This is a genomic window from Delftia sp. HK171, from assembly GCF_001886655.1.
Classification (GTDB): Bacteria; Pseudomonadota; Gammaproteobacteria; order Burkholderiales; family Burkholderiaceae_C; genus Comamonas; species Comamonas acidovorans.
Window position 1 is genome coordinate 4,602,371 of the sequence record NZ_CP018101.1, and the last position, 24,506, is coordinate 4,626,876.

Genomic DNA, 24,506 nt, shown 5'->3' on the forward strand with positions numbered 1-24,506 from the left:
CTAATTTCCCCCATAGATTCTTGACCATTGCTTACGCATAATTTCAGACTGAATGATTGCGTCGTCTGATGGAAGCTGACCGAACGTATGATGCCCGCCGTCACCCCATATAGCGCTACGCTGCTGCCCCATCTGTTGAAGAAATGGTCTATCCGCTGGACCGGGGTTAATAGAATAGCCAGGCGGGTGAGTGTGACCCGACCATTTACCATAATTACCCGCCAAAAGACCATCTAGCATTTCTTGAGAAACTGATATTTCATTTCCATATCCTCTTATAACTAGTCTCCTGCTGCCCAACGTGAACATACTATATTCATCACCAGTAACTTGACCAATTGCCCGCAAGTCGTTCATTGAGACGTTTTTCTTTGAGAATTCCCCAATACTTCCTTGCGTCGCTAACTTCTCATGAATTTCAGCTTGACGCCGAGAAAGCATGGTTCCCGGTCGCAACTCGGCCAACTGGCCAGAACTCGCCGTAGCTATTGTATTTTTGGGACCAGATGCGCCTATAGGATCCCTCGCATCGGGCGCTGCATCATTTCCGTCGAACCCCGCCGTCTTGCTCGCCGGCTGCATTTCCATCTTTGCAGCAGACGTCAGCGTATCCGGTTCTTTCAGAATTCTGTGCGTTGTGTCTTTTTGCACATCGACGGTGCGAACTTGCGGCGCTTCTGGCGCCTTCGCCGCCAACACAGGTTCCGCCGCCTGCAACTCCCTCGCCAGCGCCCTGGCAACCACTCGCTCCTTCGCCGCAGCATTGCCCGCACCCGCCAGACCCTTGTCCGCCAGGCTCGCCGCACTCCGGGCCGCTTGGGGCAGGCCTGCAATGGCCAGACCGATTTCACCGGCATAGTTGCCGCGCAGCATCGCTGCCGTGAAGGTGTTGCCGTTGGCGTCTTCCGCTTGCGCCTTTTCATCAATGTTGGCGATGGCTTGCCTGACTGCAGACGGCAGTTGGCCTGCGTTGTCTATGACACCATTGATCAGGTCCAGGCGCTCACTGTTTCTTCTCTGCGCTGCTTCACTGCCAAACAGCCCCAGGTAGCCGTCACCGATGAACCTGGCGGTGTCCAGCGTGCCTTCCACCGCCTTGACGGCGGTGAGCCCGATACCGCCAACCAGGCCACCGGCAATCTTGGTCCCGCAGTCACGCCAGCTGTCGCACTCTCCATTGGGGTCGGTATACCGATACGGGTTGTACCTGCCGTACTGGTACGCACCCCAGGTGAGCGGCAGCCTCGCCTCACCCTCTACCGGGTCCCTGCTGATGAACTGGCCGCTGGCCGGGTCGTAGTAGCGTGCCCTGGCGTACAGCAGGCCAGTTTCCGGGTCTGCGTAGTAGCTTCCGAAGCTGTGGCCGTTGCTCTTGAGGCCTACGCCCGCGTTGCCGCTGGCTTCGCTGTCCACGCTGCCGTAGGCGCCGTACAGCAGCAGGCTGTCCGCCTTGGCCGTGCCGCCTTCGCTGGCAACGGTGGCCACCAGGTTGCCGTTGCTGTCGGCATGCAGTTGCGTGGTGCTGCTGGTGCTGCCCAGGCCGTTGGCGTATTGCGTGCGGTTGAACAGCCAGGGGGCGGTGTTGCCGGCCAGCACGGCTGCGTCGGTGTCGCTATGCAGGGTCTGCCGGTTGTCGGCGCCGCTGATCTCGAAGCTGCGGCGGGCGTGCAGGCCATCCCACTGGATACGTTCATAGGCCAGCGGGCTGTAGGTGGCCGCACTGCCTTGCGTGGCCTTGTTCAGGCCTGCGTTGCTGAGGAATTTTTCTGCGCGCAGGTTGCCTGCGTTGTAGCGGTACTGGGCCAGGGTCTGCGCACCGCTGCCGTGGTCCTGGTCCACGCGGACGAGCTGGTCCTGGGCGTTCCAGTGGTAGCTGATGCTGGAGGTGACGGCACCCTTTGTCTTCGCCTGCGTGAGGCGGTTGCCGTTGGCATCGTAGGTGTAGCTGGCGCTGGCCGCGCCGCTGATCTGCACGAGCTGGTCACGGCCGTTGTAGTGGTAGTCCAGCGTGCCTTCGGGTGCCGAGGCACCAGTTTCCAGGCCGTTGGGGCTGCCGACAGGCGGACCCGTGGCACCGACGGTGGCGACCACGTTCTGCTGGATGCGCCGGCCTCCCGCATCCAGCTGCCAGGTGGTGCGGCGCTCGGGCGTGGTGTGGCTGGTCAGGCGGTCCTGGGCGTCGTAGGTCCAGCTTTCCACGCGGGTGCGGTTGTGGCTGGCGCTGTTGCTGCCACCGGGCAGATGGGCGCTGAGGGCCGCGCTGCGGTTGGCGGCAGACAGGGATTCCGTTCTGCTGCTGCCGATGCGGTTGCCGTTGACGTCGTAGGTGTAGGCAACGTCCAGCAGGGTGTTGCCTGCGCCTGCCGTGGCCTGGGTGCTGCTGGTTTCGCCAGCCACGCGGCCGGCCTTGTCGTAGCGGGTGCCGGTGCTGCTGCCATCGGGGTGCAGCAGTTGGGTGACGCGGCTGGTTCTGTCGTAGCTGATGCGGGTGGTGCCGCCTGCCCCGCTCTGGCTGGTGCGGCGGTTGAGGGCGTCGTACTCGATGGTGGTGACGCTGCCGCCCGGGGCGGCTGCCGTGGCGGCCGTGGTGCCGATGCGGTTGCCCTGGGGGTCGTAGCTGTGCGTGAGGCTGTTGCCCCAGGCGTCAGTGGCCTTGACGGGCCGGTTGAAGGCGTCGTAGGTGGTGGTTTCGGTACGCGTGCCCTGGCTGTCGGTCTGGGCGGTGCTGGTCAGGTTGCCGTTGGCGTCATAGCCGAAGGTGGTCTGCAGCACGCTGCCCGGGCCGTTGCCCTGGCTGACGGTGGTGACGGTCTGCGTGCGCCGCCCGCGGATGTCCAGGGTGTGGACGAAACGGTTGCCGTTGGCGTCGGTGTGTTCGGTCAGGCCGTCTGCGTTGTCGTAGCCATTGGTCTGCACGGCTTCGCCGGCCTGGGTGGCGGGCAGGGTGGTGCGGATGCGGCGGTTGCGCGCGTCGTAGGCATGGCGGGTGCTTTGGCCGTTGAGGTCGCGTTGTTCAAGCAGGTTGCCGCTGGTGTCGTAGGTGATGGTGGCCTGTGCCTGGCCGTTGTCCTGGGCCTGGGTGATGGTGGCCAGGCGGTTGGCCGGGTCGTAGGCGTAGCTGACGGTGGCACCGTTGGGTGCCTTGGCCTCGGTGAGGTTGCCTGCCAGGTCGAACGTGCTGTGGGTGGTGTTGCCCAGGCCGTCTGCCACGCTGATGGCGCGGCGGCGCTTGTCGTAGCCGGTGGTTGTGGTACGGCCTTCGGAGTCGGTGGCCAGGGTGACGTCGCCCATGCTGTCGCGCTGCAACAGGTCGATGGCGCCCAGGCTGCGGTTGGTTTTGACGAGCAGGCCGCGCTTGTCGTATTCGTAGCCGACCTTGTTGCCACGCGCATCGGTTTCAAACTGGATGCGACCGGCTTCGTCGTATTCGGTCTTTTGCAGCTGGATGCCGGCGCGGGTGGTGGCGATGACGCGGTGGAGCGCGTCGTACTGGTAGCTGGTGGCGTGGCCGTTGGCGTCGGTTTCGCTGGTCTTGTTGCCGTGCAGGTCATATTCGACCGTGCCGACCTGGCCCAGCCCGTCGCTGGTGGCCGTGCGCAGGTTGAAGTCGTTGTACTGGTGGGTCAGCACCCTGCCCCGCCCATCGGTCTGGGTCAGGGGGTTGCCGACCGCGTCATAGGTGGTGGCGCTGGCGATGCCCAGGTTGTCGCGGACTTCGATGGGGCGGTTTCGGCTGTCGTATTTCGTAGTGATGACGTTGCCGCCGGGCGTGGTCACGCTGACGATGTTGCCGGCTGCGTCATAAACGGTTGAGGTGACGGCATTGCCCGCAGCTGTAGGCTGGCTGCGGCTGAGCTGCCGGCCGATGGCGTCCCAGGTGAAGCTGGTGGCGTTGCCGCGCGCATCGCTCTGGCTGGTGATGTGGCCGTCGGCGTCATAGGCCGTGGTACCGAGCAGGCCGATGGAGTCCTCGCTGCGGATGAGCCGGTTGAGCGCGTCGTACTCGAAGTTGACGATGTTGCCGTTGGGCCAGGTTTCCGTCACGCGGTTGCCGACCTTGTCGTGGCCGTACCGGGTCTGGTGGCCTTCGCCGTCCTGCTGCGCCACGATCCAGTTGCGCGCGTTGTACTGCCATTTCTGTGTCTGGCGCAGCGGGTTGGTGACCTGCAGCTTGTTGCCGAGCTTGTCGTAGTCGGTGTGGGTGACACGGCCCAGGGCATCGGTCTCCGCCACCACACGGTTGAGGGCGTCGTAGGCGAAGGCACTGGTGTTGCCGTTGGCATCAGTGCGGCTGAGGAGGTTGCCGCTTGCGTCATAGACCATGCTGCGCTTGCTGCGGCCCGCGATGGTCTGGCTGAGCAGCCGGTTCAGCGCGTCATGGACATAGGTGGTGACGCGGCCCAGCGCATCGGTCTCGCTGGTCTTGTTACCGTTGCCGTCATGGACGGCAGTGCTGGTGGTGCCGTCGGCAAATTTGGTTGCCGTGCGCTGGTTGAGATGGTTGTAGGTATGCGTGGTCTGCCGGCCGAGCGCGTCGGTTTCCGTGGTGATGTTGCCCACGCCGTCATAGGCGTAGCCGGTGGTCTTGGGCGGGGTGGCGGGTTCGGTGCGCAGGACCAGGCGGTTGGCGTCGTCGTAGGCGTAGGTGGTCTTGTCGCCACGCAGATTGGTCTCGCTGGTCTTGTTGCCCAGCAGGTCATAGGTGATGACGATGGCGCCCGTGGGCAGGCTCTTGCGCAGCACGCGGCCCATGGCGTCGTACTGGTAGCTGGTGGTGCGGCCTTCTTCATCGGTTTCGCTGAGCTTGTTGCCCAGCGCATCCCAGGTCTGGGTGCGCTGGCCTGCTTCGGCCATGCCTGCGGCCAGCGTGATCCGGGTCAGCTGGTCCAGGGTGTTGTATTGCATTTCGCTGGCGCGGCCTTCGGCATCGACCACGGCGATCTGCCGGCCCCGGTTGTCGTGGCGCACGGCGGTGGTGCCGCCCAGGGCATCGACGACGGCGCTGCGCATGCCGCGTGCGTCGTAGCGCATGTGGGTGACATTGCCGCGCACATCGGTGGTGCTTTGGCGGTCCCCGTTGGCGGCTACGCTGTGGCTGATGCGGCTGCCATCGGGCATTTGCTCGCCGGTCAGGTTGCCGCGCGCATCGAAGCTGGCTGTGGAGGTCAGTCCACGGCGGTCTGTGAAGCTCAGGCGCTTGTTCTTGATGAAGGGCGGCGCGGTCTGAGCCAGCCAGGTCTGCGATGTGGAGACGGCCTGGGTGCCGCCGCCACCGCTCACCTGCTCGCTGGTCTGGTTGCCGTTGGCGTCATAGGTGTAGCGGGTGACGACGCCGTTGGCATCGGTCTTGCTCAGCATGAGCACGTCGTTCACGGCCCAGGTCATGGACGTGGTGCCCGCTGGGCCGGCAATGCTGAGCGGGTTGCCGTATTTGTTGAAGGCGTAGCGGGTCAGCTTGCCACGGGCGTCCGTGACATCGGTGGCCGGTTCTTCCGGCTTGGCGTTGTAGGCAAAGGCGGTGTGGGCGCCATCGGCGACGGTGACGCCGATGACGGTGGATTCGAACGAAGGGATCTGGCCATTGCCGAATTGGCGCAGGACCGGACCGGAGTGGTATTTGAACTGCGTGGCCTGGCCCAGCGCGTTGGTGTGGCTGAGCAGCAGGTTGGACATGCCCAGCGGGCCGGTGTGGTCGCTGTAGCTATAGCTCTCAGTGGCCTCCGGCGCGTCGGTGCGGGTGATCTTGACAAGGTTGCCTGCGGCGTCGTACTCGAACGCCAGCCCCATGTCCTCCGGGCCCTGCACTTTTTGCAGGACGTTGACCGCAGCGCCCGAGCCCACGAAGGCCCGGGTCTGGTAGAAGAATTGCAGGGACTGCCCATAGGCGTTCTGTACCTGCAACAGGGGCGCATCCACGCCGATGTCATAGGTGAGGGTCAGCGCGTTGCCGTTGGTGTCGGTGATGGACTGCAGGGCCCACTGGCGCTTGCCGCCGATGAAGCCGAAGTGATAGCGCGTGCCATCCTTGGAATAGAAGTCGTAGCTGCGGTCGCCGTTGTTGGCGATCAGAGTGCCGTGGTAGCCCTTGGCCGGTGTGAGCGTGCCGTTGCCCTGGGGCAGGAAGCGGATGAAGCCGCCGTCTCCGGCATTGACCAGGATGTCGCCGCAGGCCGTGGTGGACAGTGAGGCATCGAAGTTGTGCCCCCAGTTCACGCCCAGCACGCCGACGCTGCCCGATCCCCCGGAAGAGTAGGACGGGCGCAGCGCCAGCTGCGGCCCGCGTGCGGCCACGCCCATTCCCATGCCGGACAGGTTGATGCGGCCGGATTTGACATTGACGCCCTGAATGAGGATGTTGCCCACCGGCAAGGCATCGTTGAGCATCAGTTTGGAGATGACCAGGCCCTGGTTGGGCTCGACCGATCCATCCTTGTCGCTGACGGCCGTGAGGGTGAAGGCGTAGCCGTTCCTGGCCGGCAGCAGGGCATCGGGCGCCAGCGTGATGCTGTTGGCACCCATGGCAAATGCCTGGCCATCGACCAGGCGCACGGGGCTGCCCGTGGGCACCGGATTGTCGTCATCGCTGAGGCGGGTGGCCTCCAGCGTGATCCTGGCGTTCTGGCTCAGGATGAAGTTGAGCGCACTGCCCTGGGCGCAGAAGCGGTCATTGGCAATATCCACGTCGCGCATCAGGCGCAGCACGCGATCGTAGCTGGTGACGATGCGCTGCCTGAAGGGCAGCTCCATCTTCTCGGAGATGATGTCGTCGTTGACGTAGGCGTCGGCCTGGTAGGTTTTGACGATGTCGAAGCGGTTGCCGCGCTCGATCTGTACATCGCCTTGTTTTTGCTTGCTGCCCGAAGGGCGCACAGCGACAAGTTGGCCATCCTCGAACACGCGCACCTGTACGGCGGAGGCTTTGTAGGCCTCGGGTTCGAGCTTGAAATCGACTTTGATCGGGTAGACATTCAAACCGGCATCTGACAGATACAGGCGATTGGGGTCCGTATTGGCATCGGTGTCGCCCGAGGTGACCGCATTGATGCGGATGCGCACGCCGTATACGGAGCTGACACCAGAGGTGACGTTCATGGCCAGCGGCTCTTCCACAGGCTCGGAAGTGCACTTTTTGTCGCGCGTGTCCATGCGGTCAGTGATGTAGGTACCGCCGACGCTCCAGCTCAGTTGATTGAGGGCGGGACTGGGGCCTGTAAGAACATGGGTTTGCCATGCGCCCGCACCTGCTCCGGCAAAGTCCAGCGCACTGCCGCCGCCGAACACCCGGGGCTGGACAGAGGCTGTCGTGATTGGCTCGAAAGTACGCGTGCCCTGGTAGACACAGACACGGGCCGAATTCCAGCCCACGCTGGCTCGCTCCTGCAGAAGCTCCAGGCTGAATGGCCGGCCATAGCGCTTGCCTAGACCCGTTGCGGCATCGGCAAGACCATCCTTGTCGACATACGCCCACGCCAGAGTGATCGCCGTCGGAGGCCGTGTGCAGGGTGCATCCACGCGGACCTGCAAAGTGGTGGACAGACCACCCGCAGTGACTTCAACCGGCGAGACGGTGCCATTGGTCGGCCCGGGCGTGACCGACAGAAAGGCTACGCCATGGGTATCGCTGTCATAGGGTCCATTGACGGTGGCCGGTGTGGGCCGGACAGCAGGGTCGCAGCTCGCGCTGGCCGCCAGACCAGTCCCCGTGACCTTGATGTTGGCCACCGGGTTGGAGAATTTGTCCAGTATTTCTATGGAGTACGCGCTTTGCAAAGAGGCCATGCCCGGGGTGGCATCGCCCTCTAGCAGCTTTTTTGCATTGAGCGTGGCAGGCACATCCGGCAACGCCGTGGTCCACAGGGGCGTTGCGGGCTTGAGCGTTCCAGAAGCGGATGCAGCTGAGGCGTCAAAGACGTTCAAACCGGCTTGTGTGACGTACTTATCCGTTTTCCTTCGCAAGATATAGATGGGAGATGCTGCAGTGGATTGGCCCAGAGTCATGGTGGCTGTGGCCACGCCCAGGGCATTGGTGGTGCTGGTAGCCGGGTGAACCCGGCCTCCGCCCTTCACGGCCATAAAGCTCACACTTGCACCCTTGACGGGCCGCCCATCGCGATCACGCACACGCACGCTCATCGGCCCTGGCAGGGCCTGCCCCACCACACCTTGCAGATCGGCATCGGCATTCAGCCATTCAACGCTGGTGCCCGAGGATGGGTCGTTGTTGGGCGCATCGGTATGCGCCCCGGCCAGGGCATCGGCCAGGAACTGGAGCGTCCAGGGGCTCTGCGCCGTGGCACCGCCGGCAATGCCGCCGGTAAGGAAGTAGCCGCTGGCGCCCGTGGCGGGATCGCTGACGATCCAGCCCATGCCGCTCCATGCGCCATGGGCAACGCTTTGCGCGGTGATCTCGACACTGTGGCCCGACTGCAGCCAGGATCGCAGCTCGGCTCTTGTGCCCTGTGCCACCGGCAGCGTGGCCAGTTCAGGCGCGTTGGGGGAGGTGAGCGTGAGCACGGTGGCGTTCCGGGACCGTGCCAACGCGATGAGCTTGTCTGCGGACACGGACTCGGCGCCGAACTGCGACTGGAAGACGCTGTGTTCCAGCGAGGAGCCCGCCAGTCCGATAGCAGCCTGTAGCCGGCGTGCGCCGGCCGCATCGGAGGCAATGACCTCCGTAGGGTGTGCTGCGGCGTCGATGGTGACGCCCTTCCACTCCAGCGTGTAGGGCACGCCATTGACGCCGTAGGCGTTCAGGGCATTGCTGACAATGGTCACGGACGGCGCGGGATGCACGACGGCCGCTCCGCTCAACGCAGCAGCCCCTGCTTCGAAGGCATTCCACTGCGATTCGTAGCGCTGGATGATGCCGTCCAGCAATCGGGCAGCATCGTATTCGCCGTCTCGTGCCGAAGGCGTGGCGCTGCGGGCCACACCGGACTGCCCCACGCCAATGGCGTGGTAGGCACCGACGAGGAAGCTCTGCTCCACGGTCTGTGTGTTCGCCGGGTTCTGGATGTCCAGGCGGAACTTGACCTGGCTGCCACCTGCCAGCGGAGCCAGGCCCACCTTGCGCTGGTATCCATCCAGCCGCAGTTCCGGACGCAGCTGGTAGAGATACAGCGGTGCCAGGTCAAGACCGCCCGCCAGCAAAATGGCGCGGTGGTCGGCCAGTTCGGCCGGAATGTAGTTGATGGTGGCGCGCTGGTTGAACAGCTCGTGCACGGGCAGGCTGATGTCCAGGCCGGCCTCCCCGGCGCCGGTCGCGTCGTTGAACAGGCGCAGGCGGGCCGTGGATCGCACTGCATCAGGCAGTGCCGCTGATTCCGCCGTGGCGGCCACGACGGTGAAGGCCAGGGTGTTGGGCAGCAACCCCAACGCCTGGGCCCGGATGGGCATGGGTGCCACGGCCCCTTCGTAACTGGAGGATTTCGGCTGCAGGGCCGCATCGACCTGCTCGCGCACGAAGCTGCCGAAGTCCACCGACTGCACCTTGGAGCGGTACTGTGTGGCAAGCTGCTGCAGATCCAGTCCAAGGTCCGCCAAGCCGGCACCGGCGGGCCTGGGCTGCAGGGTCTTGTGGAACACGTCCAGAGGCAGCCAGGTCTTGCCAGAGGCATCGAGCACGATGCCGCGATAGTTGGTGTAGGGAACCTGCACGGCCACCCAGGTGTGTTCCATGCGGACCAGGGCGACGCGTCCGCCCTGGACAACGGGCGAGTAGGCAATGCCGGCCTTGGCCAGCATTTCCGGCACCAAGCCGGGATCGCCCAGGCCGGCAGCGCTGGCAATGCCGTCCACGCCGATTTCGGCCACGCCGTGAACATAGCGGGCAGGCGCACCCGCGGCGCGCAGCATGGCGACCAGCAGCGAGGCCTGGTCCACCGCATTGCCTGCGCCCGTGCGCAAGGTGCCCAGGGCACCCTTGGTGCTGCCGCTGTACCACTCGCTGCGAATGCCGTTGCGCACGTACTCGTAGATGCGCACATAGTCGTAGTCGAGTTCCTTGGCCTTGGCGACAATTTCCTCGTTCAGCGGTGCCTCCGGTGCGTCGGCCACGTCTTCCGGCATGGCTGCAATCTCCTGCCCTGCTTCGTAGCTGGGCAGGATGACCGGAGCGCTCACTGGCGCGCGCACGGCCAGGCCCAGAGGCCGTACGGGCAGCATCGCGGCACGCAGCACCGGTGCATTGCCCTGCGCCTGGCCAGTGGCCTGAAGCGCTTCACGCAACGCCCCCACGGCCTGGGCCTTTTGCTGGCTGTCTCCATCCAGCCCCGGCATGGCGGCGGCCAGCTTCTGCAGCAGCTGGTCGATCTGCACCTGGACCGCGGCACGGCGCGCTTCAAAGGATGAGGGCAGCGAAGGATCGGCAAGCCGGCCCTTGAGATCCATGCTGTCCTCTTTCAACAGCATGGCGCTGGCGCGCACGTGCTCATGGGCCTGCCGGATGCGGGAGGTATCACCGGCGGCCAAGGCATCGGCCATGGCTGCCAGGGCCTGGGCCAGTTGCTTGCCCGTGGTGTTGCGCATGGCAATGCCGCCGCCTGTGCGGTTGTCCACGCTGCCCAGCAGCGCCGAGGCATCTCGGCCTGCCGAGATGGCGTTGATCACGTCCTCCTGCGTCACGGGTGCAGGGGCCGACGGCTGTGCAGCCCTGGCCGACGCGCTCTCCACCAGCAAAGTGACCAGCACCATGGCGGCCCACAGGTGGCGCAGCCAGGCCGAGGTGTTGACACGGGCGGAGAAGGAGACTGAAGACATCATTTTTTTCGTGTTTTTCCGAGAGCGCGATGGGCAACAAATGCCATGGCCAGGCACATCAGGACCAGCATGGCCCGGTCCGAGGGCCAGGCAGGCACCGCAACAGGTTCCTGCACTGCGGTGCCGAGCACCGTGAAGATGACAGTCCGCTGCGCCTGGTTGCCTGCACGGTCGCGGGCGGTGATCTGCAGCACATGGGAGCCAGGGCTGCCCACGCGCTGGCCCTGGCTGAATGGCTGTCCATCCAGGGTGCTGGCGACGCTTTCCAGGTGCGCGTCGATGACCTTGAACGAGATGGCCTGGCCGGCGGGATAGCTGCCGCCATCTGCAATGCTGAGTTGCTCGATGGCAGGCGGCGTGTTGTCCACCGTCACCGTGCGGACCACGTCGGGATGGCTGACGCCCTGGCTGTCGACAGCACGCACGCGCAGCAGGACAGGGCCATCGGCCAGTTGGGCAAGAATTGCCTCATGGGCTCCACTGCCACGCGAGGCCATGGCGGTGTAGGAGGCACCAGCAGCAACGGCCATCTCCAGGCGGCTGATATTCTCGGCAGGCACGACCCTGGCCAGCACAGGCACTCCGGATCGGACAACGGCGTTGGCCTCAGGCGCCGTGATGGTGACGACGGGCGTGCCGCTGCTGCCCGCAGTCACCCGGAACCTGACCGCCACGACGGTTTCATTGCCCGCGATATCGCGCGCCGCAGCTGTCAGGGCGTAGGTGCCTGGCGTGGCGATGGACTGACCAGAGACATAGGGCTGACCATTGAGCATGATGGAGCTGCTGGCCAGGTGGGTGTCGCTGAGCGCAATGGAGGCGTTGGCGGAGCCGGCATACACCCCGTCTTCGGCCACGCCCGTGATCACCACCTGGGGTGCCGTGTTGTCCACGATGAAGCGGCGCAACTGCACATCCGAGACATTGCCGGCGTTGTCAGTGGCGCGCACCGATGCGGCGTGCGCGCCATCCGGCAGTCCGCCCACGTCCAGCATGTACCTGCCGGTGGTGGCCGACAGGGCCAGGCTACTCCATTGCGGCTGCCCATCCAGGCGGTGCTCCACCGAAGACACGCCGGAGCCGGTGTCCGTGGCCGCAACGCTCAGCACGGCCGCACGGCGCACATGTGCACCTTCGACCGGTTGCTCGATGAAAACGGCAGGCGGTGTGGTGTCGGCCACGGGCAGGCGGATGGAGAACTGCAGCGTGGATGCCGCGCTGTTGCCGGCCTTGTCCACGGCATCGACGCTCAGGACATAGTCACCACTGGCGGTCACAGGCGTTGCACTGACATAGGCAGCACCGTTGAGCGTGATGGAGCTGCCGAGCAACGCCAGGTCGGTCACGCTGATCACAGGGGTCACCGCCGCAACGTACTGCCCCGCGGCGACACCGGAGATGGTGATCACGGGAGGCGTGTTGTCCACAGTGAAGCTGCGTGCATCGGTGATGGCCTCGTTGCCCTGCGTATCCCGGGCGCGGACCACGACGCTGTGCGCGCCATCGGCCAGCGTGTCCAGTGAGGCGGCATACAGGCTGGCGTCGCTTTGGATGGCGTCCATGGCCAGGGGCGCAAAGGCGCCGCTGTCGATGCTGAACTGCGCCTCGGCCACGGCAGATTCCGCGTCCACGATGGTGGCGGTCAGGCCGCTGGTGGCTCGCCGCAGGTAGGCGCCGGCCGCTGGCGTTCTGATGTCGATCACGGGCGCCGTGATATCGCCTGCCGTGGACTGGATGCTGAAGCGCACCGTGCGGCTGGCGGTGTTGCCAGCCAGGTCGATGGCATCCACCTGGAGCACATGGGAGCCCGTGTCGCTGATGCGCGTGCCCGATGCAAAGGGGGAACCATCGAGACGGATCTGCGACACGGACAGGTTCGGATCGGTCACCACGATGGAGGGCGTCACGGGGTTCGCATACGCGTTTTCCGCAACGCCGGAAATGGCGATGACCGGAGGCTGGCTGTCCAGAACAAAGCTGCGCTGCACGGGCTGCGATACGTTGCCGGAATGATCGGTGGCACGCGCTGCGAGCTGGTGTGCTCCGTCTGCCAGGGATGGCAATACCCCCACATAGCTAGAGCTGACCGGGTCCGACAGTGTCGTTGCCTGCCAGCCGCCACCATCGACCTGGAACTCGACCGTGTGCACACCGGACAGCAGATCCGTTGCCGCAACCTGCACCGACTGCGCCGCACGCAGATGGACCCCCTGCACGGGCTGCATGATTACAACCGTCGGTGGATCCAGCTCGAACACCGCCACTTCACGTTGCCTGAGTAAATTCGGCTGCGGTGCGCTGGCGATGGACATCCGCCCCGCTCCAGGCGGAGATGCCAGCGAGGTGCGCAACTGGATCCACAGCGCGCCGATGGGCATGCCCTGCGCGGAAAAACTGAAAGCCGAGCGCGTTTCTGCACCACGCGCCAAGGAGGCAATGCCGTGCGACGAGCGCGCCAGCACCGTGTTCGAGCGGGGCTCCAGCACCACCACCTCATACTGCAGGTCGCTCAGATCGGTCTGCCCGCTGTTTGTCAGGATGGCCGTGCCGGCAATGCTGCCCGTGTAGGGCAGGCTGCTACGGTCCAGCACGATGTCGCCCGTCAGCGATGCCACTGGATTGGTGTCAGCCACGATGTCGAATGTGGTGCTGCTTCGGGCGACTTCCCTGCCCTCGAACACAACCCACAGATCGACCGTGTAGGCGCCCTGGGCCAGGCCGGCCGTGTCCATCGTCCTGGCCATCTGGGTGACGGCGACAAGCCCGACCTCGTCCGTAGCCTCCAGCACGGCCTTGCCGGCAGGGTCGAGTACGCGGACGAAGGACTGCGCCTTGCCAAGGGTCGGGGAGGAGCCCGCAGGATCGACCTGCGCCACGATGCGCGCCACGGTGCCTGGCGCATACGAGGCGCTGTCGCTGCGGACCCTGGCATCGATCTGGACATGGGGTTTGACCAGGAAGGACGCCGTTGCCTGCGCCAGCACGACCGAGCCATCCACCCAGGATGCTCGCACCTTGTACGGGCCGTCGAAGATGGCCGGAACGCTCCAGTTGAAGTCCACGCTCCGGCTTTGTCCGTACGGCAGCAGGGGTTGGCTTTGCGACGGCAGCGTGGCAACGGCATCCCCCTGGGCATCTTCGATGCGCAACCGAAGCTGCCCCGATATGTCAGCGCCGCCATTGAAGAGCGTGACACTGCCGCTCAGCATGGCCCCCACGGGATAGGCAGGACTGGCGACGCCGGCCGCCAGAGTCCGCACGGCAGTCGCCCCCACAACGCGCACGGGCAACACCAGCACGTTGTTGTCCTCGGAGACTTCCTGTACCTCATCGTCGGCATCGACCGCGATGCTCAGCTGCCAATCGCCTGCCGTGTCGAAAACGGCATCGGTTCGCAGTATCTGGCTGCCGCCCGCCGCCATGGCCGTGGTGCGGGTGCTCAGTAGCTCGACGCGCGTTCCACCAGGCGAGGTGGCCAGCATGCGCACACGGGCACCAGGCGCGTCGGCGATGCCCACGTTGTTCACCACCACAGTGACACGGCTTGCCTCGCCCGCCCTGGGGATCTGGGGCAGCACCGTGACATCGGCGACCTGCACGGAAAAATCGGGCAAGGCGGCTGCCTGGGCGTCATAGGTCACGCTGATGGCAGCGGACTGCGCTCCGGCATTTCCCTCAAGGTCCGTGGCCTGCGCGACCAGCAGATTCCTGCCGGCTCGCAGTGCGATGGGCGGGAACAGGGCCGTTCCAGGCAATGCCAGGGATGTGACGCCATCCGAGTCCGTGACGAACAGCAGCCCCGAGCGCGCCCACGCCATGCTTTCGGGATGGATGCCCATGTCGATGGACCGCGGTGCCGCACCGGCGGCGCCCACGATATGAAGCTGAGTGCCACGCGCAAAGGCAAGCACATCGGTGGGAGACAGGGAGAAGTGGTCCACACCCTCTTCATGGGCCGTCACCACGACAGGCGCCGCCTGGCCCACCTGCTGGAGATGCACCTGGTAGGCCTGCGCATCGCCTTGCCTGGCAAGGAAATAGACAGACTGCCCATCCGACGACCATTGCAGCGGCTCGTAGTCGTCTGCTCCCGGCTGGGACTGCGCAAGGACATGCCCGTCCGGCAGTGACAGCAGGACGAGTTGCCCGCCATCGACGGCCGCCACATGCTGCCCGTCGGGAGCAATCGCGAAGTTGCTGAACCATCGGGATGCACGCGCCACGGTACGGCTGGCTGCGCCGTCCACCAGCACCTCTACCAGCGCTTCGCCACCGTTCGTAACACCCAGCCAGCGCTTGCCGTCAGGATGCCAATCCAGCATCTGGACAAAGCCATCCAGCTCCGGCTCGGACACACTGCCGTCCGCCATACGCACAAGCCTGACCGAGCCTCCACCGCTTTGCAACAGCAGTTGAGAGGCATCGGGCGACCACACTGGAATGCCGCCAATGCCGGCGCCCGACACCTTGTGCAAAGTGGCAGGTGCTGCGCTGCCATCAAGCAGCGGCGGCACATGGAGGATGCTCAGTCCGTCGAAGGATATCGTTGCCACAAGGTCGGCCCTGGAAGCCAGCGTCATGGCCTGCTGGCGATCGAACACGCGTGTCTTGCGCAGGCCTGCCAGGGCATTGGCCGATGCCACCGCGACACCATCGCGGCTCAACTGCACGCGCGCAGAAGGCTCGCTGAAGACACGAACGGCCGTGCTGGACTGCGACACCACAAGAGGATGTGCGCTGTCGGTGGGATGAAAGATCAGGGGGGCAGAAGGCCCCATGCGATCGAGCGCCACGCCATCCACTTCGTTGGAGGCATCCCCCTCGTTGCCTGCTGCATCCCGCGACCGCACCACGTAGTAGTACCGCACTCCGTTGACCACCTCATGGTCGGAATACGCCAGGGTCCGGGCATCCGTCCTGGCGATGGCGCTGTAGGGCCCTCCCACCGCTGTGGCGCGGTACAGCACGTAGGATGCCGTGCCGTCCGCCGACGCTGGCGCCTGCCAGGACAGCCGCAGTTCACCGCCAGCAGCAGGCGCCACCAGTGCAAGTTGCAAGGGAGCACCTGGACGCACGGAGGCAATCTGCGCCACGGCCTCATTGGACAGTTCGCCCGCATTGCCGGCGACATCCACCGGACGCACGGTATAGGCATAAGAGCCATTGGCCAGGGGGCCATCCACATGCAGCCTTGGCTTTGTGGCCGCCACCGTGGCAATCACCACGCCGTCGCGCAGCACCTCATACGAGGCCAGGTCATCAGCGGCGCTTTCGGTCCAGCTCACCGTGGCCATGGCCCCGTCCACTTCGACACGGGTCTGCACCGGAGGCGGTGGCGTGATGTCGCCGATACCTGCAGGGCTGGCACTGGCCGCAGTCCCCAGCAGGCCCAGCTGGCTCAATGCCTGCACGGAAACCGTGTGCCGACCGCCGGGCACCGCGACATCGGCCTCTGTGCCGCCCAGCACGGCCAGCGACTTGCCTCGCACCTCGCCGACCCGCCCCGCAGCAACCCCATCGGCAGCCGCACCCAGGGATATGCGAATGCGATCCGTGAAATAGGGCGGATCCAGCGCAAGCTGCAGACTCTGCTCTGCATTGGCGTTGTCCTGCTTGAGCGGCACCCAGACAAAACCATCCCAGGCCTCGACGGCATAGCTGGTCGGAGGCTCCATGTAGGTACTCCACACAATGGACAGCTCTTGCACAAGCTCCTTGCGTGCCGCCGAAAGCTCAATCCAGGGGGCAGGGTCCTGTTCGTCGGGCCGCCAGGCCGTGTCGTCATTGCCATCGATGACCCGACCGGCCCGGGCATAGCTGCCCTCCTCGGTACTGGCCACGGCGGCAACGAACTCGAACGGCCGGGGATCGGGCTTGCCGTCCACACGAACCACATAGCCCGCCACATCGATGCTGCTGCTGGCGGACCAGGTGGCGCGCAGCACGCCGCCAGACGCCACAGCCTGCAACTGTCCGGGCGCTGTCGGCGGATCTCCTCGCGCCACACGCACCTGGCCGGCCCGGCTGCGATTGCCGGCTTCGTCGGTCTGGCGCGCCGCGATGATGTTGGCGCCCATGGCCAGGGGCACGGCGTCGGCCTGGAATCCTCCCTCGGCATCTGGTGAAAGAGACAGTGTCGCGGGTGCGCCGGTCTCCGGCGCGCTTGTCACCGCGACGGCGTGCACGGCATCAGGACCCTGGCCTCGCAGGGGGGTCGCCGCCAATGCCAGCGGAGTGTATGGCTGCTTGAGCGCGGTGGTGTAGACCCAGGCCTTCGCCTCGGGCGAGGGATCGGACTCGTTGTCGTCCTGGTCCACGGCCAGCACCTGGTAGCCATGTCGGCCATCGGGGCGGCCTGCGTCCACCAGTTGCGTGGCCACCACGGGAGCGGTCGTCACACGGGTGATGTCGCCCGCCGCATCGATGCGCTGGACATGGTATCCCTGCACGCTGCTGCTCGGGCTGGCCGTCCAGCGCAGGGATACATCGCCACCGTCCACTTGCGCAATGAGGTCGGTGGCAGGCTTGGGTCGCTGCAGATTCTTGCGGACCACGCTGATGGCTGCGGGCGCGGGATCGGTGCGGCCGCCAAGGTCCGTGGCCACGGCACGCAACTGGTAGCTGCCAGGCGTCAGCGCCTTGGTGTCCCAGTTCACGTTGTAGGGGGCCTTGGTGCTGGTGGTGCCGATCAAGGTCCAGTCGGCATCGGCAACGGCCTTGTACTCGAACCGCACGGAGGCGATGTCCAAATCCGGGCTTTCTGCGCGCACATAGGTCACGCCATCGACGTTTTCGCCATTGGAAGGCTGAACGATGACCGCCTTGGGCGGCCGGTTGTCCACCGTCACGCTGGCCGGATCGGAGCGGCCGCTCAGGTTGTCCGCCTTGTCGGCGGCCACCACGGTGTAGACGAAGGTGCCATCGGGCAAGGCTTTGTCCAGATAGCTCGTTGCATTGATCAGATAGGGACGGATGGCGTTGTCGCCAGGGTCGGACTGATTCACCAGCTGCCCGTTGCGGTACAGCAGGTAGCCGGCAAGATCGGGCTCCGTGCTGGCCGTCCAGGTCAGGCTTACATCCTGCGTGCCGGACAGCTGCGCGCGCAGCCCCAAGGGCTTGGCCGGCGGCAGGTTGTCCACGAGCACCCGCACCTGGGCGCTTGACAGGCCGCCTTCGGTGTCCTGGGCCTCGAGCCGGATGGTGTAGACGGCGCCCTCCGGCAAGCCGGCAGTGGGCCAGCTGGCCAGCACATCGCCTTGCACCGGCAGTGCGGAGGCGCGCAGTACTTTCCATTCCTTGGGCGATGCCCCCTCTCCGACTGAGACTTGGTATGCCAGGAAGTTGGTCAGCGCATAGGCGCTGCCCTCGATGGACAGCAGACCACCCACTGCCGATTCGGTCGCAGGCTTGCTGATATGCGCCAAGGGGCCCGAAGCCTTGATGCGGACCTGGACCACATTGGAGTGCGCGCTTTCCACGCCGCTGCGGGAAAGCGCGGTCACGGTGTAGGCATGGTCTCCGTCGATCAGGCCGGCATCCAGATACTCGGTGCCCGGCCAAGGTTGCCCATTGAGCTTCTGGCCATTGCGATAGATGCGGTAGCCCACGATTCGCTCCACATCGTTGTTCGGCAGCCAGGCCAGGCGGACGTCGCTACGCTGTTCGCGCCGTGCCGACAATACCGGCGGCCGGGGCGGTGTGGCATCGATCTGCAGCGGCACATCGAACCTGGAGGCATTGCCGGCCTTGTCCAGCACCGTCAGACGCAAAGTGGCCGGTCCGTCGGGCGGCAGGCCCACCAATCTGGCAAGTTCCCCATCGACCACATTGGCCGTCCCGCGGCCTATGACTGTAAGAGCGTCCAGCGTCTCGCCAACACCGCTGCCCAGCTCCAGCGTCCACGAGTCCATATGCTCATCGCTGGCCGTACCCACCACCGGCACCATCGTGCCGATGGCGGCATGGGCCACGGGCGCGGTGATCTGCGCCACAGGCGGCGTTTGGTCGACATTGATACTGACGGTGGCCTGGCCCACATTGCCGGCCTTGTCGGTGCCTACCAGCTGCATGCTGTAGCGGCCGTCCTGCAGGGCCGCACCATCGAAGGCCAGGGACAGGGCTGCCGGCGAGGACACGACGGGCACCGCTTGAACGGCGTGTCCATTGATCATCAGTTGCGCACTCGCCAGATTGTGGTCGGCCACCAGGCCGGCCACATCTGCCGGCCGCACCCGGCTGACAAAGGTGCCCGGTGCCGGACTGGAAAACGAGACCTCGGGGAGCTTCGAGTCCAGCTCGAATTCCGCAGACTGGTAGCTGGAGGCATTCTCTGCCTCGTCGCTGGCGATGACCTTGAGGCGATAGCGGGCGTCATCCAGGCCCAGTTGCTGAAGGCTGCCCAGCGCAGACTTGACCAGGACCTCGGACCCCTCGGCCATCAATGCCCGCTTGGTCGATGGCAGCGGGCCCTCGACGAAGATCTGATAGTCACGCAGCATCCTGTCGGACACGGAGCCCACAAGTCCAGCATTTCCAGGCATGAATTCGCCCAGTACCGAATCCAGCGTGAACAGCGGTGGCGTGGCGTCCAGCAGCACCGCACTTTCCTCCTTCTGGACGTTGGTCTGGTCGGCGCGGGAAGTGGCCCGGATCTCCACCGTGTACTCCGCGTCGGGAGCGGGTGCGAGCGCGTCATTGAGACCATCCCAGATCACCACGGTTTCGCCGGGAGATGCCAGGGACTGGGACACCAGACGGCGCACGACCAAAGCACCTCGCCGGATTGTCAGATCGACAGACGCCGGCTGCAGCACGTCATAAGTCACGCGCACGCTGTCCAGCCGGCCATCTCCATTGGGGGAGAAAGTGCTGGGTGTCACTGAGAACTTGCGGATCAGTGCCACGGGGGCCTTGAGCCTCAGGTCGCGGGTGAGCTCAGAGCTCAGTTCCGCTCGGTCGAAAGCCCGCAGGCGCAGCGTGACCACGCCCTCCAGCGAACTTGCATCCAGCGCTGCAAGCTTGCGCAGATCGACTCCCGAGGTCTGCGAAGCCAGTGCGGTCCAAGCGTCGCCCTGGCTGTAGTCCAGAATCCACTGCAGCAGGTTCTTGTCTGTGGCACTGCCGACAATGTCCAGGAACGACTGCGTGACCTCTCCAGCCAATGGCTTGTCCAGCAGCAGCGCGGGCACCGTCCTGTCCACCTCGACCTGCAGGCTGCTGCGCAGCAGATTCAATAAGTTGTCGGGATTCGGGGCTTTCAGGTTGCCACAGCCATCCTCGTAAGTGACGTCGAAGGTGTAGTAGCCATCTTCCACGTACTGGCCCGCATCGTTGCGCCCATCCCAGACAATGTCACGGGCACCTGCGGACACCGACAGCCTGTTGGTCAGTTGCCGCACCAGCCCGCCGCTCTCGATAGGCACCAGCGAGCCCTGCTCCACACGACGCACCGCGACAGTCACCACCATCGGCTCCAGAGGCTGGAGGGTCAGGATCATCGAATGCAGGGTGCTGGCAGTGCCTGGCGAAAACAGCCGCCTGTCCACGGAGGCCGGTCCGGCCTCCAGCGTTCCATCCAGATAGAACCTGACCTGTCGGCAAGACTGCGCGCCCGACCAGTCAAAGACCGTCACGCGGCTTGTCACCTGACCGGAGATATTCACGATCGGGCCCAGTGCGCCGGCAAGGCGCCTGCCGCTCATGTATGAACGCGATTTCTTGGACGAAGCGGCAAACTCCTGCGAGACATACGGCATATTTGCCCGCGACCCTTCTCCATCACGGGGGTCCGGCCCATGAATGCTGGGCAGGGCTCCATCGACCGGCTGCCAGGGTGCGTTTTCATCATCACCGAGACGGAACTCCTGCTGGTAGTCAAAACCGGCGGCATCATCGATTTCCACTTCGGGCCGCAGGGCGTTGACTATCTTGTCCTCCCTGTCCCTGCCGGCCTTGTGCAATTCAGGAACCGCACACACACGCTGGTTTTCCTGCGGATAGGTAATGCGCCATGCGGGAGGCGAGTGGTCCACGGGTGCCTTGAACGAGCCATGGCGCTTCACGCCATCGCGGTCCGTCGTGATTCCCGTGAAGACCCCCTCTCCCTCCGGCAGGCCACGGTGGTCAAAGGTGAATTCATAGTCCTGGTACCGCGGATTGACCACGTTGAAAACCAGTTGCCGCCCGCCGGTGGGAACGTCGGCAAAGACCTCCAATGACAGCAAGGGGGTTGTAACCAACTCCGCAGGAATGGGTCTCACCACGCCATGCAACTGGTGCGGGGCATCTGCCTCGCAGGAGGCGGCGAAATTCGGTCTGATCTGGAAATCGACACCACCACAATCCTGGATGCTGTCTTCCGCCTGCATCGTGCTGCCATTGTCGAATGTGACCAGCGCACGCACCCTATACGCGGCACAGGACACGTAGCGGCCGCTTTGCTGGAATCCGAAGCTGGTACCAGGCGGAACAAGGGAGTTGAGCTCCTGCAGCAGGATGCGTCGTTCGATGGCGTGATAGGCATCGGTCCGGCTGGAGACAAAGACCTCCAGTTTTTTGGCCACCCGGCCTGTTGTCAGATAGACAATCCCGCCCAGCATGTTCTCATCCAGACCGGTGGCCTTGATTGACAGCTTGTTGTCGGATTTCGTCACGATCTCATTCGTGAAGTACTGGGTCCCGCTTTTTCCGGTGAGCTTCAGACGCATGCTCACACCCCTGTCCACGGCAATGCCGGAGTTGTAGAACCCGACCAGACCATAGTTCTGGGGAATGGGCCCGTCACCCTCGAGAAACGAACGCTCTGGCATCCATACCGGCTTGACCTGATTTTTTTCGTTGCGTGTCTCCACCGGCACGCCCTGACCATCCTTTATGGGATACACCTGCAGATGGGGCTGCTCAAGCCACTCGCCCTTTTTCGCGAGCTGTTCTTCATTGAACTGCAAGGACACGGACACCACCGGATCATCAAGCGTTTCCGCAAAAATCAGTGCGATGCCCGCAGCAGGACGCAGCGCCACATCCCGCTCGTCATCCATTTGTCCGTGGAGGCTCGGTGGCACAGGCACCTCCCCCTCCTGCAAATCCCTGGCAAGAATCTGTCCGGCCAGAATCAGCCGGAGGTCCTGCCGGGCAGGCGCGAACTGCGCAACCGTGCGATTGCCGGCCAGATCGACGACAGTCAGCCGGTAGAGCTTTCCTACATATTCCGCCAGGGACAGAAGGTGCAAATGGCGTTGATTTTTGTGCTTGTCGCCGCCCAGTCCATAGGGGCTCCAGCGTCCCGGAATGGTGCTGTCACTCACCTCCAGCTGCACTGAATCGAAATGGGTGTCCGATACGTCCCAGCTCAATTGTGTCCTCCGGCAGCGGATGACTCCACAGTCGGAGAACGGTGCCTCGTTCTTCAACTCATGGATGACAGGTGCCGAGTTGTCCAGATGGACAAAGAAATCAAAGCCCACCACGTTGATTCTGTATTCGCCATCCGCCACGATCTGGCCGTTGTCGTCCCTGCCATCCCAGACAATGGAGCCATCCACATTGCCGGCCGGATGGTTGCGTGAAAAGGTCCGAACCAGGCCACCCTGGCGATTGAAGACACTGAACTCCAGATTCACGGGCTCCAGGACCCGGTAGCTGAGACTCATCACGTCCTTGGTGCCATCGCCATTGGGCGAGAAATGGGACGGCTCGCGCACCACATTGGTAATCGGCGGACCTGCCTGGGCAATGGCAACACGGCGCAGCTTCTGCCGGCGGTTGCCGGCACGGTCCTCCGCCATCAGCCGCACGGTATAGCGGCCCACGCCCGGCGAAACCCACATGGCAAGATCCTTGTCCCACAGGGGCGTGGAGCTGGGCGGGGCGATGGGATGCCAAGTCTCAGGCGCATCATCGCTGGCATAGTCAAGCCAATAGCGAGCGAAGTTCCTGTCCGCCACGCCCCCGTGCACCTTGACAGACACACCATCGGCGCGCCGCGACAAAACGAGGTCGGTCTGCAGGTTGGCAAGGGTACGGAAAACGTAGGTGTCCTGCGGCTGGCGATCACCAAAGGGAACACATGAGGACAATTGCCCCGGGTTGTCCCAGGCTTCGTACTGCATCCCTCGGCCATATTCGATGAATCGGCTCACGCCACTGCGGTCGCGTACCTCATATCCCGGCTGGACGAAGGGCGGCGCTTCGCCGAAAGCCAGGGAGGAAACCGCATGGGGGCTTCGCAGATCGATCAGGCGGTAACGGGGAGCGTCTTGGCCGCTTTGCGCACGCACGACGGCTCCACTGGCGGTGACTGGTACAGCACTTCGAGACACGCCGATGTCCCCCCCCATGCTCACGCTGGCAAGCACTTCATGGCGGCCCGGTACAGCCACCAAATGCACGATCAGCAGGCCCTTGCGGCCATTGGCCGTGTCAAAGGTTTCGACGAACGGCGGGATATCGGTCACGCGGCCGGACACGATTTCAATGCGGCGGATCGTGATGGCACAGCGCCTGGAAGCGCCATCTTCCGAGACGGCGCAGTCCGGCGCAACGGGAAGGTAGAGCTCTGCAGAATCCTCGGACCAGGCCTCCTGCCCGACCACGTTCTCCAGGCTGACCTGACGCAACTCGTTGCCGTCGGCATTCAGCACCAGCAGTTCGGTCGGCGTCTGGCCCACTACCAGGCGCCCATCGGGCGACCAATAGTATCGGTGGTCATTCGGCAATGCCCTCACATGGCCGTTCACCAGGTTGACCAACAGCGTGCCGATAGCGCTGGCATCGGCAAGCAATCGTGTCCTGTCGGGTGAAAGTCGTACGTCGTAGACAGATTCCGCCCCCAGTGCACGCACGGCGCCCGTGCCGGTGTGAATTGCGCCCAGGCTGTCGTCGGCCCGCTGGACGAACACCTCGCTGTTGTCATGGGACAGACCGATCAGGGAGCGCAGAGCCGGGGTGGAAATGAGCTTGCGCCCCTCGCCCTCCCCGCCGGCCACGACCAATTGGCCCAGATCGGAGTTGTATGCCACCAGGCGCGTACCCTGCTCGTCGGCGACAAAGGAGTGCCACCCGGTGGGAACGCCGGAAACATCGTTCGGCAGGGACAGGCCACCTAGCACCAGATGCATTCCCCGACCCCAGTCGTCCTGGCGGTAGATGCCGGCGGGCAGGTCGATGGCGACATCCTGCGCGGTGGGCACATTCAGATAGAAACCCGAGCCTTCGCGTATCGACTCCACGGGAACATTTCTGGGCAGGGAACAGGTCAGGCCGGCGTTGATGCCCAGCGGTGTTCCCATGACCGACAGCAGAGAGCTGCGGTTGGTGTCGATCTCGACCGTGGCGCCACCCAGAACCAGACCGTCCGCATTGCGCACCGCCAGCTCGTACCGGCCATCCGGCACCAGCCGGCCCTCATCATCGAGCCCATCCCAGGACCACGAGCCGGAGGCACCGGAGCCGGCCGGTCGGCCCGTGCGCACCAGCCGGAACTGGTCGTCCGATACCTGGATGGTCACGGCCATGGCCGCTGGCAGACGGTAGCTGAACACCGTGCTGTCCTTGACGCCATCCCCATTGGGCGAGATGAATGCCTCCGACACCGCATAGTCGCCAGCCTGGGTGGCCAGAGAAATGGTCGCCGTATTGTTGTCCTTCACACGCTCCTTGATGGCAGCGTCGGGGTTCACGACCACCGTGATGGAGGACAGGCCTGCACCAGCCGGAGCATCGAACGAGAAATGCACCGTCGTGCCGGC

Annotated in this window: 2 protein-coding genes (1 of these 2 cut by a window edge); both read right to left on the bottom strand. The window is 64.6% G+C overall.

All coding sequences use genetic code 11. The features are described from left to right. Positions 1 to 10,758 carry an RHS repeat-associated core domain-containing protein gene (locus tag BO996_RS20735; RefSeq protein WP_198041251.1) on the bottom strand — a complete coding sequence of 3,586 codons (10,758 nt, stop codon included), beginning with the start codon at positions 10,756 to 10,758 and terminating at the stop codon, positions 1 to 3. Beyond that, positions 10,758 to 24,506 carry the 3' portion of a CARDB domain-containing protein gene (locus BO996_RS20740; RefSeq protein ID WP_083571178.1) on the bottom strand. It continues 3,657 nt past the right edge of the window, so only the last 13,749 of its 17,406 coding nucleotides appear in the window; the start codon falls outside the window, past its right edge; the stop codon is at positions 10,758 to 10,760. The genes BO996_RS20735 and BO996_RS20740 overlap by 1 nt, the downstream gene beginning before the upstream one ends.